Here is a 13545-nt window from a genome sequence, read left to right on the forward strand (position 1 = left end):
TTTGCTCCAGGGGCGATCCCCCCTGGCTATGTTGAAGGAGGCCGTTGGCCATTCGAGGAAAATGGCACGCGGTCCCTCGCTAACGCTTTTTGAAGTTGCGCTTTTCTCAAAACCCGAAGCGTCCGCGAGGGACCCACCGGCTCGGTGCGATGGGATGGGGTCCCGCGCGGACGCGTCGGGTTATGAAAAACCCAATGCCTCACGCAAAAGCACAACTTCCAAAAGCGTCAGCGAGGGAAAAACGATGTTGACTTCGCCTCGCTGACGCGTCGGGTTGTGAAAAAATCAATGCCTCACGCAAAGGCGCAACTCGAAAACGTTCGCCTGAACTGGCGTCGCTCGATCTCTCCCCAAAATCTCCCCAAAACGTGATTTTGGAAGAAGCGCGCCATGTGGAACTCTGCCAAGAACCTGCTCCACCCCTTGCAGGGGGTGGCGGGGCGGGTGCATTGCCACGCCTGCACGGATCTGTTCCGAAGGAGCTTATCCGGAAGGTTCTGCTTAGCTTAAAGCGAGGGTTTCTTCGGAGTTGAACGGCACGGAATGCGACTTTATCGCAAAGAAGGTTGGGAAGGACGCCGTTGGAGCTTGACATTGGGGTGCGGGGGCACGAAATTTAGGCCAAGGGACGTGCTCAATCTGATCTTTCCGCATGCGCGACTGAGCGTTTTGGGTGTCCTTTATTGCATTCTCCTCTTTTTTCTCAGGTGTGAAGGATTAATCAATGAAAATGTCTGGACAGACCAACAACCGGCAGGCGTTCACGCTGGTCGAGTTGCTCGTCGTGATCGCCATCATTGGCGTCTTGGTAGGGCTGTTGCTACCAGCAGTCCAAGCAGCCCGTGAAGCTGCCCGTAGAATGAGTTGCGGCAACAACATGAAGCAACTCGGTCTTTCGATTCACAACTATCACAGCGCGTTCAACGGACTTCCGCCCAACGGTGGTGGAACGGACAACAAGGCGGGAAGCCAAACGACGCAGAACGGCAACAATGGCAATGGGCGTCGAATCAGTTGGTTGATTCCAATCCTGCCATACGTCGAACAGCAGGCGTTGTGGGAACAGATCAGCAATCCAATGGATTCGGACGGCGATGGTACGCCTAACTATCCAGCGATGGGACCACGAGCCTGGGATCGCAACTACACACCTTGGATGACGGACATCGGGACCTTCCGTTGCCCCAGTGACCCTGGCGTTGGTTCGCCAGCCATGGGACGTAGTAACTACGCGTGCAGCTACGGCGATGGATTGCACTATGGAGATGTTGGACCGCTCAATGCTTCGAACGGGTACTACTACGAAGACAGTGGGCGTGCAAACCAAGTCAACCAGTCGTTGCGTGGGTTCTTCATCTTCCGTAACACAGTCAACGGGATCAAAGGTTTGGGACAAGCCCGCTCGCGTCCATTGATGCGTTTCCGTGATGTGACGGACGGTCTCAGCAACACGATCATGTTGGGCGAGATGGCAACCCACGTGAACCCACGTGCGATCAAAACGGATGCTGCTATTGGCCCAGGGTTCCGTCCGTTGGGCGAGGATCCAGGTTGGGCCGACACGACGGCAGCCAAAGATCCTGCCCGTCCACAATTCTGGCTGGACACCACGGACTCGATCGTTCGCAATATCAGCTCGGGTTACGGACGTGGGTTCCGCTGGGCGGATGGAGCAACCGTTTACTCCGCGTTCAATACGATCCTTCCGCCTAACCGCGAAATGGTCATGCCAAACCGTTCGGACTCGGCTTGGGCGGTTGCACCACCTAGTAGCCAACACCAAGGCGGCGTGCACGTGGTGCTCGGCGACGGGGCGGTGAAGTTCATCACCGACAGCATCGATGCAGGCAACATCCACGCCGAAGTCATCTGGAGCGCGAACAACGCTGGTGCTGAGTCTCCTTACGGTGTCTGGGGTGCCCTGGGCACACGCAACGGCAAGGAAACGATCGAAGACGCGTTCTGATCGCCTTTGATCGTCTGATCCGATGGTGCCTCGTCCGCTTCTCTCTGAACGCATGAACTCAGTCGCGGCACCATCTCTTTCTTTTTATTTCCAACCCTTTTTAGAATCGAGCGAACTCAATGAATGATACCTCTTGGATGAAGCGATTGTGCCTGGTTGCTCTCGTGGCTGGCATGCCGCTCACCTTCACCGGATGTGGCCCTGGCGGAAACACCGTGATCGAAACCGACGAGCCGATGACGGAGCAAGAACTAGAAGACTACGAAAAGCAGGCTCAACAGCAAACCGAGAACTACGAAGACAACTATCGCTGATCCAGGGCACTTGACCTCATCACTTGATGAGGTCAGTTAAGTCTGATTCAAGACCGATTCAAGGTCGCTTTCGTTCAACGGGGGCGGCCTTTTTTCTTTGGCTTTTCTTGGTAAGTGGCGCCGTTGTCTTTGGGCATCGAATTGTGCCACGCGACCAATTCCTTGGTCATCTTTCGGACCACATTGGGATGTGTCGCGGCGACGTTGGTGGTTTCTCCTCGGTCTTCGATGAGGTTGTAAAGCTCGGGCGAAGAACCGTCGTATTCGCAGAGCAGTTTCCAGTCGCCTTGACGCATGGCGAGGTCGGGCAGGTCATCGACACCGTAGTAAGCATCGCGATCGGGAGGGCGGCGAAAGAAAATGGGGGCGTTCCGCGAGGCACCGTTGCCGGTGATGGCAGGCAGCACCGACTCACCGTCGAATTGGACGCCCGCAGGATGCTCACTGCCGGTGAGATCCAACAAGGTCGGGACCAAGTCGATCGCTGAGAACACGGATGTGCGGTCGACTTCGCCGCGGCGTCCAACAAGCCTTGGCCCCCAAGCGATCAGTGATGAACGCACGCCGCCTTCATAAAGATGGGTTTTGTATCCCCGGAAGGGACCTGCCGAACCCGCTCCCAATTCCGGTCCATTGTCCGAACAGATCAGCACCAAGGTGTTGTCACGAAGCACTTCATCACCGCGAATCACATCGAACAGTTTTCCGAGTTGGCGGTCCATTTCCTGCAGAACGGAAAGGTACAACCCACGTTTGCCGTCTGCCCATTGATCCACGGGTGGCCAGAAAGGCGAGTGGACATCGTCGGGCCAGAGGTTGATGTAGAACGGTTGCTGATTGACCTTCGCACGTTGGATGAAAGGGATCGCCGCGTCGACAAAACCACCGGTGATCTCAGATCGTTGCATCCAGCGGTATCCGTCACCGAGACGTTCCGCGTCGGCCCAAATTCGTCCGGGTTCTTCATCGCCGGGTTTGAGCGTCAAAGGAAGAAGCTTCGGTCCCATGCCCTCGAAGTTTGTTAGCGATTCATCGAAGCCGTACTCAGTGATGTATGGAGCGTCGTCGACGTTTCGTTGGCCACCCATGTGCCACTTCCCAAAGTGCCCGGTGGCGTATCCGGATTGCTGAAGTGAACGAGCCAACATTGGAGCCTTGGGATCAAGCCACTGGGCGATACCGCGTCGTTGGTTGTGATCGCGGTTGCTGAGATAGGATCCGATGCGCCACCGTTGTGGGTAGTGCCCCGTCGAAATCGCAGTTCTCGACGGCGAACAGATTGGTGAGTTGACGTAGAACTGTTCGAATCGAACGCCTTCCTGCGCCATTCGGTCGATGTTGGGTGTCTGGGCGTCGTGATTGCCGAAACACGAGAAATCTTCCCAACCCATGTCGTCGATGAACACGAGCACAATGTTGGGGCGAACGTTATCTGCTGCTGCGGCGACGCCGTGCCATCCCGCAGGATTCAGGAGAATCCAGAGCAGGCACAAACCAACGATCTTGGCAGTCATCTGCCGTTGTTGGGCCGGGAAAAGCAAGGACTTCATGGTTGTGGTTCCTCAATGTCTTCGGTGGGGATTGGGGCAGGACAACCAGTGTGACAAGATGTATTAGGCAGTCGCAAGAGGGTTGGTCGTTTTCTGCCCGCCGTCTTCTTTTTCCAGTGGTTGCATCGAGAATGAAAGACGATGATGTGCGTCCTGTCTTTTGATGTGGCAAGGCAACGCCGTTCATTGGAGTAGATCATGCCCAAAGTAGTCCGCGTAGCGATCGAAGCAATTGAAGTGCAAGTTGTTTGAGACGCAGCAGTGTGTTCAGGATTTGATTTGGGCGATCAACAGTCCATCCTTGATTGTTCCGTCCGCGGTGCTGCCGCAGTTGTCGGAATCGATGGTCGATCCAGTCCATTTGCAGGCGTTCCTAGCTCGAGATTCGACCGCTAAGGTCGGGCTCTATTTCGAGCGATTGATTCTGTATTGGTTGAAGTACATTCGCGGCTTCGAACTGGTGGCTCATGCAGAAGCGGTTCGCGTGGATGGAAAGACGCTGGGGGAGCTCGACTTCCTGTTCGTGGATGAACGAGGTCGGCTGACACACTGGGAGGTTGCAATCAAGTTCTATTTGTATTTGCCGAAGGAACCATGGCGAGGCAGTCGGTTTGTGGGCCCGAATTCAAATGACAATTTTGAACGCAAGACGCGTCGTCTCTTTGAACATCAACTGCCGATGAGTCACCAAGTGCGCGACGATGTCGAAATCCGAGAAGCGGTGGTGAAAGGCAGTGCGTTCTATCCACCTGAATCGGTTTCCGCGCCGATACTGCCGGAATTCATGTCAGCCAATCACGAATGCGGTCGTTGGGTGCACCGATCTGAATTGCACGAGGTCGTTGATGCGAAAGGTGCGTATCAGATTTTGTCAAAACCGTTTTGGTTGTCGGCGTTGACTGCTGACGAAAACCAGGCGACTCTGCTGAGCCGAGATGAATTTGTGGCGTCCGTTGATCGAACACTGCAAGAATTCGATCGTCCGATCCTGGCCGTGCGTTGGGAGAATGCTACTGGGAAGTCCAGTTCCTCAAGTTGTTTCGTCCACCGATTCTTTATCGTGCCCGAACGTTGGCCAGACAGTGGACCGGCCAAGTAGGCCGAGACCCTTCGAATTCACTCAGGATCTTGAAGAGTCTCTTTCAGGAAGGTCGTGATCATGTCTCGGATCTCGGGAGCAGCAAATTCTCGCCCGCCATGTTTGGCGCCTTGGATGAGGTGGAGTTTGTTTTCGACGCCGGCGTCTTCAAGTGCCTTGTGAAGCAGTTGGCTTTGGTTTGCCGGAACCACTGGATCGCTGGTTCCATGAATGATTAGAAACGGTGGATCGTCATCGTCGATGTAAGTGATCGGATTGACGCGACGAATTCCTTCGTCGTTCCCGAGGACCTCGCCTCCGCCCAACAGTTTCGATTCGGGCGAACCTTCGCGGTTGTGGGACTCAAATCCTTTCGTGGTGACAAACTTTGAAAAGTCGGTCGGGCCATAGAGATCGACCACCGCTTGGACACGACTGGATTGATCAGGCCACCCGCCGGAGCCTTCGAGTTCTTCAACATCACCCGACGTGCCCAACAACGCGACCAAGTGCCCGCCCGCCGAACTGCCGCCCACGGCGATCCGATCAGGATCAATGCCGTATTCGTCGGCGTGTTCGCGAAGAAAGCGAATCGCACATTTGCAGTCTTCGATTTGCGCTGGAAATGGGGCTTCACCGGTCAGGCGATATTCGATTGTCGCGCCAACAAAGCCCTCGGCCACGATTCTTGCAACCTGGTTGATGCCACCTTCTTTGGATCCTGCCTGCCATCCTCCGCCGTGGATCCAAACGTAAGCCGGCAATGGTTCGCTCGGTTTGGACTCGGGCAACACGATGTGCATTTTCAGGTCGCGACCGCCGCCCTTTCCGAAGATCACGTTGCGTTTGACATCGACTCCGCGAGGAGAGCGAGACGACAGATTCCGATCGTTTGCTGGACGTCTCACGGACATGTTTCCGATGACTTCCCGAATGAGAATTTGACCGTCGCCGTCGCGGTCAAGTCGCTCAAACAGTCTGGCGGGACCACTAAACTCATTTTTGGAAACTTTTCCGTCGTCATTCGCATCATCGCTCTCCAAGCGATCTTGGATGGTCGGACGTTCAAGCTGGGCCTGAACCTCCGAGGTCCAGCAACAAGTGACGGTCACGGTCAGCAAAAAGAGGGCCGGCAGTCGGAATGAATGGTTCATTTTCAACTCGGAGTCGAATGGCAGGTGGAGGGGAGTGATTCATGATAGCCCCTGCTTGCGATCAAATCAGTTGTGCCGGGAATTGATACAGTCCAGTTTCATGGGATGAATACCGCGTCGGATGACTTCTTCCATTCTGCGTGAGCTTTCGCGACCTTGGTGCTCCAGGTTCCGTACCACGTGGAGCCGCGTCTTCGTTCGTCGCCCACATGGTCCAAGTCGTAGACGATCTTCCCATTGCGATCGCTGAACGTTAGGGACCATTCCAAACCCAAAAGGATCGCGAGCTTTTCAATCGTTGAGCGGTTGCGAGCGGTCGTGGATCAGGTGGACCGAAGTGATGGTCAGGACAGGCTGGGGTTTGATTTCAATTTGGTTGTTTTTCTGCAGCCAGTCTTTGGAGATAGAAATCGCCAGCGGAGCCATCAGTTGGTCAAACTGGTGGGCCCATTCAGGGTGAGACTCAAAAGACTGTCCGTTGAAGGTTCCGGCAATGGCTTCTCCCAGTCCGTTGTTGCGATGAACGCCGATAACCAGTTTTGCCGAATCGATTTTTGATGCGTCATCAATTTCGATTTGGAACACACGCGATTGATCGGCGGTCACGGCGGTCCCTGCAGCGTAAGCAAATTCACGGTGAAGCGTTTTTGCCGGATCGATCTGTTTGTCAAACAACAGCGTCACAACGGTTGTCTCCTCCGCATCGACAGGAATCGTCTTCGACTCGGACAAAGAGTTTGAGTCTTCGTAGATGACTTGGCCGCCGTTGTATCGTAGTCGCCGCTGCTGAATGGACGATGCGTTCAGTGAGTCGCCAGTAATTTCGGACAGGTCAACGCTGAGTTGACGACTGGTCATGTTGGTCAGTGCGATTTGCAGGCGGTTGCCTTGATAGACCGCCGTCGCGTTCAGCCCCACAGCAGCCAGGCCGCTCGTTTCGACGGGAAGTCGTCGGCCATCGAAATCACGCCACAGTTCAAAGTAGTTTGCGACTGGCGTGGGCTGGAAATCGGACAAGGGACCGCGAGCAGAGGCACCTTCGGTTGGGATGAAAGCAACGTTTCCGCTCTTGGGATTCCAGTGCATATTGGTGAACACAAACGGGACCGCCAGATCGATCTGATGAGGGCGGTTCATCAGCTTATGAACGAATGCGCTGTACGATCGTAAACGTAACCAGTAGTCCGCCGCTCCACGTCCAGCTTGTAGCGAGCCGCACTCCGTGATCAAGATCGGTTTGACATTGTCGGTCTCTTCCATGTGAGCCTGTAACATGTCGAGTGTTGCTTCGAGTCGACCCAGTAGGTAACCCGAGTAGCCGTTGTCACGACGTTCCCAGGCTCCGAGCGATCCCATGTTCTCATAGAAATGGTGGGAGTAAAAATCCAAATGGTTTCGAGTCAGATCCATGAACCGGGCTTGGTCACGGTAGAGTCCAAATTGATTGACGTGCAATTGCATCCAAGCAGACGTAGGGCCACCCACATTGACCGATGCAGTTTTCGCATGAACGGCTTGAGCAACTTCGTTGTGAAATTGGGCGAGCAATTCCCATGAGTCATGTTCTTTTTGATAGTGGTAGTCCCACTCGGCTTTGATGGTGGACTCGTTTTTGACTTCCCACCATTTCGCGGTCCGTCCACCGTCTGCCTTTTGGTCAGCGATGTGTGCGGCGGCAAGATCGGCCGCGTCACCAAAGTGTTCGATCAGTGGGGTGCCGCGCCCGACGTGTTCGACGGACATGAACTCGGGGAAGTCGTTCAAGCACATCGCGTAGTCAACGTTTTCGAACGCGGGGATTGTTTTGGGGGCCGATGAATCGTGACGCTCAAAGAAGCTCAGGTCAGCAGCACCTGTTTCATTCGGGTTCTCTCGGAGCTTTTCACCGCGTCCATACCCAACCACCAATCCAGGTTGGAGTTTGAAAATTTGGCGTCCCGGTTTGAAGTTTCGCTTGTTCGCCCAACGTTCGAAACTGGGATCGCATGTCCCTGGGGCTGCGTAGTAGCGAAAGAACTTTTCGCGTTCCAGGTCGACGTGGCCGGCAATCGATAGTTCATGTTGCAAGTCGACGCGCACGCTGACCGGAACACGAGGTTGATCGGCTCCAAGGGTTCGATAAGGGATGTCGTCGAACTTCACCGGCAGTTTGCCTTGTGAGTTGAATGCAATCTGCGTGACAGTTGCCGTCTTCCCTTCGGCGCATCGTGTTCGAATTTGAATCGGCGGCATGCCTTCGCTGGGGACGGGCATTGCGGGCAACTTGAATCGATACAGGTTGGGTTGTTGCGTGCTGCGTTCGACGGTGCCGCCGCCGGAATAGGGAGCGACATCGATCCCACCGAGATAATTCAGGTTTTCGCCGCGAAGAATGATGTACTTGAAGAGCGATACGACACGTTGGCTTCCCTCTGGCAATTCGATCGAGACATCACCGCTGAGGTGAATGGTTTCATTGGAGAGGACCATCTCGAACAGGTTTCGTTGGTCGCCTTCACCTCGATAGGTCGTTTCCTTGCCTTTTGAGAACTCTTCGAACAGAAACGTGTGAGCGGCACGTCGAGCGACGCCTTCGTCACTGAGCAGGCTTTGGTCAGGAGACTGAGCGAACAGGCAGTTGGGAAGCAACGTGCCAAGAATCGCAGACAGGAAGATCGTTTTCATCAGCGCGAGTCAATCGATGAGATAGGTGTGGGGAACTTCCAATGATTGTCGTGATGCCAGCCTTTGTCCAATGTATGGACTTGTGCTGTTTGGATAGGCACGGATGATTTGTTGGTTGGGCATGAAAAAAGGCCGAGTCGGTGAGACTCGGCCTTCGAGAAGTTGTCGTTTCGAATGCTGCGAACTCAGAGAGCGAGCAACAGGCGACTCGGGGCTTGCAGGTACCCGATCACATCGTTGAGGAAGCGGGCTGCGGTTCCGCCGTCGACCAAGCGGTGGTCGTACGAGAGGCTGAGCGGCATCATCAAACGAGGTTGAATGGAATCGTCGGGCATCACGACAGGCAACTTGCGTGAGCGTCCTACCAATAGAATCGCGACTTCGGGAACGTTGACAATCGGTGTGCTGTACTGGCCACCGATCGCACCGAGGTTGCTGATCGTGAAGGTTCCGCCACGCAGGTCGTTGACGCCAAATTTGCCGCCACGAACTTTGCCCGCCATTTCAGCGATGTTGCGAGCGGTGTCTGGGATGCCCATTTGGTCAGCGTTGTGCATGACGGGTACGACCAAAGCGGTGTCGGTATCCACGGCGATGCCAACGTTGACGTAATCCTTGTAGATCACTTGTTGGTTTTCAGAGTCGATCACCGCGTTAAGCGATGGGTGATGACGAAGAGCGGTCGCGACGGCTTTGACCAAGAACGGCATCGTGGTCAACTTCAGACCTTGAGCAGCGTAGTCCTCTTTGCTGCTTTGACGAAGTCGTTCCAGGTCCGTGATGTCGGCATCGTCGAAGTTGGTCACGCGAGGAACGGTGGACCACGACAAGTGCATCTGAGCAGAGATCGTTTTGCGGATCTTACTCATTCGCTCCACGCGAATTGGGCCGTAGTCATCGTTGTCGGGTGTGCCAGGCAGATCGCCCGAAGCCACGTTGGTTCGCGGTGCGGCGGCCGCTGCGGCAGGAGCAGATTTCGCGGCCGGTGCAGCAGCCTTTTGGCTGGCCGATCGGACGACGGCCAAAACATCGTCACGAGTGATTCTTCCGCCAGCACCGGTTCCGGTGACGCTCGCCAGGTTCACACCCGTTTCGCGAGCGAAGCGGCGGATCGCAGGACCGGCTGGGATCGATCCACCCGCGTCGACGGGCGCGTCGGGTTCGTCCGCGACCGCGGGGGTCTGAGCGGCTGGGGTTGCGACGGGTTGAGCAACAGGCGGTGCCGCGGGGGCGACTGGTTTTGCAGCAGGCGGTGCGGCGGGTTCGGGAGCAGGTGCTTCCGCCTGCGGCTCTGGTTTGGGCTCCGGCTTCGTTTCAGGTTCCGCTGGAGCGGCCGGAGCGGGAGCTGATTCAGCACCAGCGGCGGCTTCGACTTCCAACAACACGCCACCGATTGGAACCGTGTCCCCTTCGTTGACGGAAACCTTGGTGACCTTGCCACCCACATCGCTCGGCACGGGAACGGTCGCTTTGTCCGTTTCCATTTCCACGATGTCCTGGCCAGCGGTGATCACATCGCCGACGGAAACGAAAATTTCAAGGACATCGCCAGATTCGATGCCGTCGCCGAGTTCGGGGAGTTTGACTTCAGTCATGGGTAAGGTATGTCAGGGGTGTGATTGGAGAAGTTTGAGACGCTTGGTCCTGGCGGTCGAGGCCGTTCCGGTGAGGGAACAGATGCCATCAGACCGCATCACAAAAGGGACGCTTGCGAGTGTCCGGCCAGAGTTACGCGAAATAGGGATCGACTTTATCTGGATCGTAATCCAGGTCTTTGATCGCTTGTGCCACGTCGGCTGCTTCGAATGTTCCGGCCTTTGCCAGGCGACCCAGAGCAGCGATGGTGATCGATTCACCGTCGACCTCGAAGTGGCGTCGCAGGGCTTCGCGGGTTTCGCTGCGGCCCATGCCGTCGGTGCCCAAGACGTAGTAATCGCCCGGGATCCAAGGTGTGAGTTGTTCGCCAAGAGCACGCACGTAGTCGCTGGCCGAGATGAACGGGCCTTCAACGCCTTCGAGCACTTCTTCCAGGTAGCTCTTGCGCGGCGTTTCAGTAGGATGCAATCGGTTCCAACGTTCGGTCGCATGAGCGTCACGACGAAGCAGCGTGTAGCTGGTCACGGACCAAACATCGCTGGCGATGTTGTACTTCTCAGCCAAGATTTCTTGGGCTTTCAAAGCACAGTTCAAGATCGCACCGCTGCCGAACAATTGAACACGTGCCTTGGCACCGTCCACTTCACGGCTCTTGAACTTGTACATTCCCTTGATGATGCCTTCTTCGCATCCTTCAGGAATCTCGGGTTGCACGTAAGGATCGTTTTCGGCCGTGATATAGTACAGGCACTCTTCGCCCTCTTCGTACATCCGCTTCAAGCCTTCGTGAACGATCACGGTGACTTCGTAGGCAAACGCAGGGTCGTACGCACGGACGGTGGGGAACGCAATCGCGTTGAGCAGGCTGTGCCCGTCTTGGTGTTGCAGTCCTTCGCCGTTGAGCGTCGTTCGACCGGCGGTACCACCGACCAGGAACCCCTTGGCTCGCATGTCCGCGGCGGCCCAGATCGAATCGCCGATCCGTTGGAAACCGAACATGCTGTAGTAGATGTAGAACGGAATCATGTTCACGCCGTGGCAACTGTATGCGGTGCCGGCGGCGTTGAAGCTGGACATCGAACCGCATTCGGTGATGCCTTCTTCGCGGATCTGACCGTCTTGAGCTTCTTTGTAATAAGCGACTTGGTCGGAGTCCGTTGGCTCGTAGAGTTGGCCTGCGTGAGCGTAGATGCCGAACTGTTTGAACATGCCTTCCATGCCAAACGTTCGTGACTCATCCGGCACGATGGGGACCACGTATTTGCCGATGGCTTTGTCGCGGCACATGGCCACCAACATTTGGACGGCGGCAAACGTCGTGCTGACCTCTTTGTTGTCCGTTCGCTTGGAGACAAACTTTTGGAACACCTCCAAGCCAGGGATTTCCATTTTGGGATGTTCGGTCGGACGGCTTGGCACTGGGCCACCGAGAGCTTCCCGGCGTTCCTGGAGATACTTCATCTCTTGGCTGTTGGCCGGTGGCTTGTAGAACGGCGCGTCGCCGACCTTTTCGTCGCTGATTGGAATACCGAATCGAGTTCGGAATTCCAGCAGTTCGGCTTCGTTCATCTTCTTTTGGTTGTGGGCCACGTTGCGGCCTTCGCCGGCTTCGCCGAGTCCGTAACCCTTGACGGTTTTGGCCAAGATCACGGTGGGTTTGCCGTTGTTCAGCGTGGTTGCCTTCTTGTAGGCCGCATAAACCTTTTCGGGGTCGTGGCCACCGCGACGAATCTTCTCGAGTTTCTCGTCGGACAGGTGTTTGACCAACTCGAGCAGTTCAGGATATTTGCCGAAGAAGTGCTCGCGAATGTAGCTGCCTGGCATCGAGGTGTACTTCTGGTACTGACCGTCGACGACTTCGTTCATGCGTTTGGCCAACAAGCCAGTCGTGTCACGAGCGAGCAGTTCGTCCCATTCGCCACCCCAGACGACTTTGATGACGTTCCATCCGGCACCGTGGAAGATCGATTCCAGTTCTTGAATGATCTTGCTGTTACCGCGAACAGGTCCGTCGAGTCGTTGCAGGTTGCAGTTGATGACGAAGATCAGGTTGTCCAGCTTCTCACGCGAAGCCAACCCAATTGCACCGAGGGTTTCGGGTTCGTCGCATTCGCCGTCACCGAGGAACGCCCAAACTTTTTGGCCCTTGGTGTTCTTGATACCGCGATCGTTGAGGTATTCGTTGAAACGAGCTTGGTAGATCGCCATGATTGGGCCGAGACCCATCGAGACGGTGGGGTATTCCCAGAAGCCGGGCATCAGCCATGGGTGAGGGTAGCTCGACAGTCCGCCACCGGGAGCAAGTTCGCGACGGAAGTTGTCGAGGTTTTCGTCGGACAAACGGCCTTCGAGGTAGGCACGTGAGTACATGCCGGGTGAGGCGTGACCTTGGAAGTAGATCGAGTCGCCAGAGTAACCGTCTTCGCCACGGCCTTGGAAGAAGTGATTGAAGGCGACTTCGTAGAGAGTCGCGGAGCTTGCGAAGGTGCTGATGTGCCCGCCGACGCCGCCGGGCCGTTTGTTGGCTCGGACGACCATCGCCATCGCGTTCCAACGGATGATCGATTTGATGCGGCGTTCGAGTTCTCGGTTGCCCGGGTAAGCGGGCTGTTCGTGTGGTGGGATCGTGTTGACGTAAGGTGTCGAGGTGTCCGAGGAAAGAGGCACGCCTTCTTCAGCGGCTCGGTCACGCAATTGGTCGATCAGGAATTTGACCCGTTCGGGGCCTTTGCTCTGAAGGACATATTCGAGGGATGAAATCCACTCTTGGGTTTCGGCGGCGTCGACGTCGACATCCGGCGAGTGCTGCAGTTCGCCGAGGTTTTGGGAAATTTCGGCTTGAGCGACGGATTTTGATTCGGACATAGAGAGTAGAGAACTCCGGGCTCGCGGACGTTTGGATCAGATAGGTCGAGTTTTTGAGTCAGACCACGTAGTTTAGCGGTTCTTGCCTGTTTCCAGCAAGGTTAGGGAGGGCACCTGAATTGTCCGTTTCACGTTTCCGGAACGGTTGGTCGGTTTGGTGGTGTTGAAACCATTGCAGTGCCGCCTTTGGCGGCCTGCTGATTTCATCCTGACTCGAAACGCTCGTTTTGAAGTTGCGCTTTTGCGTGAGGAATTGGTTTTCTCATAACCCGACGCGACAGCAAGACCAAGACAAATTACTACATACCACGCTGAATCTGAGGGTTTGCATAAGAACACAAATTCAAAAGACGCTAGC

Annotated in this window: 10 protein-coding genes; 3 read left to right on the forward strand and 7 right to left on the reverse strand. The window is 55.7% G+C overall.

Annotated elements, in window-relative coordinates:
- Positions 1-730: 730 nt before the first annotated feature.
- Positions 731-1966: a DUF1559 domain-containing protein gene (locus tag ACF8AM_RS15850; protein ID WP_392556575.1), complete on the forward strand. Its 1236-nt coding sequence runs from the start codon at positions 731-733 to the stop codon at positions 1964-1966.
- Between the two features lie 119 nt (positions 1967-2085).
- On the forward strand, positions 2086-2280 hold the full coding sequence (locus ACF8AM_RS15855; RefSeq protein ID WP_392556566.1) for a hypothetical protein: 195 nt from the start codon (positions 2086-2088) through the stop codon (positions 2278-2280).
- A 74-nt stretch (positions 2281-2354) separates the two neighbouring features.
- On the opposite strand, the gene ACF8AM_RS15860 is transcribed toward ACF8AM_RS15855, so the two are convergent.
- Positions 2355-3830, reverse strand: a complete 1476-nt coding sequence (locus ACF8AM_RS15860) for a sulfatase-like hydrolase/transferase (RefSeq protein ID WP_392556567.1) — start codon at positions 3828-3830, stop codon at positions 2355-2357.
- Positions 3831-4062: 232 nt separating this feature from the next.
- On the opposite strand from ACF8AM_RS15860, the gene ACF8AM_RS15865 reads away from it, so the two are divergent.
- Positions 4063-4929, forward strand: coding sequence for a DUF1853 family protein (locus ACF8AM_RS15865; protein ID WP_392556568.1), 867 nt, complete (start codon positions 4063-4065; stop codon positions 4927-4929).
- Between the two features lie 17 nt (positions 4930-4946).
- On the opposite strand, the gene ACF8AM_RS15870 is transcribed toward ACF8AM_RS15865, so the two are convergent.
- The 6 genes from ACF8AM_RS15870 to ACF8AM_RS15895 all read right to left on the reverse strand — a co-directional run.
- Positions 4947-6062 (reverse strand): alpha/beta hydrolase fold domain-containing protein, encoded by a 1116-nt coding sequence (locus ACF8AM_RS15870; protein ID WP_392556569.1) that lies wholly within the window; start codon positions 6060-6062, stop codon positions 4947-4949.
- 98 nt (positions 6063-6160) lie between these two features.
- Positions 6161-6337, reverse strand: coding sequence for a pectate lyase (locus tag ACF8AM_RS15875; protein ID WP_392556570.1), 177 nt, complete (start codon positions 6335-6337; stop codon positions 6161-6163).
- A 16-nt stretch (positions 6338-6353) separates the two neighbouring features.
- Positions 6354-8726 carry a beta-agarase gene (locus ACF8AM_RS15880; protein WP_392556571.1) on the reverse strand — a complete coding sequence of 791 codons (2373 nt, stop codon included), beginning with the start codon at positions 8724-8726 and terminating at the stop codon, positions 6354-6356.
- A gap of 185 nt (positions 8727-8911) precedes the next feature.
- Positions 8912-10321, reverse strand: coding sequence for a 2-oxo acid dehydrogenase subunit E2 (locus ACF8AM_RS15885; protein ID WP_392556572.1), 1410 nt, complete (start codon positions 10319-10321; stop codon positions 8912-8914).
- Between the two features lie 133 nt (positions 10322-10454).
- On the reverse strand, positions 10455-13187 hold the full coding sequence (gene aceE / locus ACF8AM_RS15890; RefSeq protein ID WP_392556573.1) for a pyruvate dehydrogenase (acetyl-transferring), homodimeric type: 2733 nt from the start codon (positions 13185-13187) through the stop codon (positions 10455-10457).
- A gap of 72 nt (positions 13188-13259) precedes the next feature.
- A partial coding sequence (locus ACF8AM_RS15895) for a hypothetical protein (protein ID WP_392556574.1) occupies positions 13260-13545 on the reverse strand: 286 nt, incomplete at its 5' end.

It is taken from the genome of Rhodopirellula sp. JB055, assembly GCF_043100905.1.
In the GTDB taxonomy this organism is placed as follows: domain Bacteria; phylum Planctomycetota; class Planctomycetia; order Pirellulales; family Pirellulaceae; genus Rhodopirellula.

What these genes read in the sequence shown, in the direction of transcription:
- ACF8AM_RS15850 (WP_392556575.1), top strand. Translation starts at nt 731, where the DNA reads ATGTCTGGACAGACCAACAACCGGCAGGCGTTCACGCTGGTCGAGTTG.
- ACF8AM_RS15855 (WP_392556566.1), top strand. Translation starts at nt 2,086, where the DNA reads ATGAATGATACCTCTTGGATGAAGCGATTGTGCCTGGTTGCTCTCGTG.
- ACF8AM_RS15860 (WP_392556567.1), bottom strand. Translation starts at nt 3,830, where the DNA reads ATGAAGTCCTTGCTTTTCCCGGCCCAACAACGGCAGATGACTGCCAAG.
- ACF8AM_RS15870 (WP_392556569.1), bottom strand. Translation starts at nt 6,062, where the DNA reads ATGAACCATTCATTCCGACTGCCGGCCCTCTTTTTGCTGACCGTGACC.
- ACF8AM_RS15880 (WP_392556571.1), bottom strand. Translation starts at nt 8,726, where the DNA reads ATGAAAACGATCTTCCTGTCTGCGATTCTTGGCACGTTGCTTCCCAAC.
- ACF8AM_RS15885 (WP_392556572.1), bottom strand. Translation starts at nt 10,321, where the DNA reads ATGACTGAAGTCAAACTCCCCGAACTCGGCGACGGCATCGAATCTGGC.
- aceE (WP_392556573.1), bottom strand. Translation starts at nt 13,187, where the DNA reads ATGTCCGAATCAAAATCCGTCGCTCAAGCCGAAATTTCCCAAAACCTC.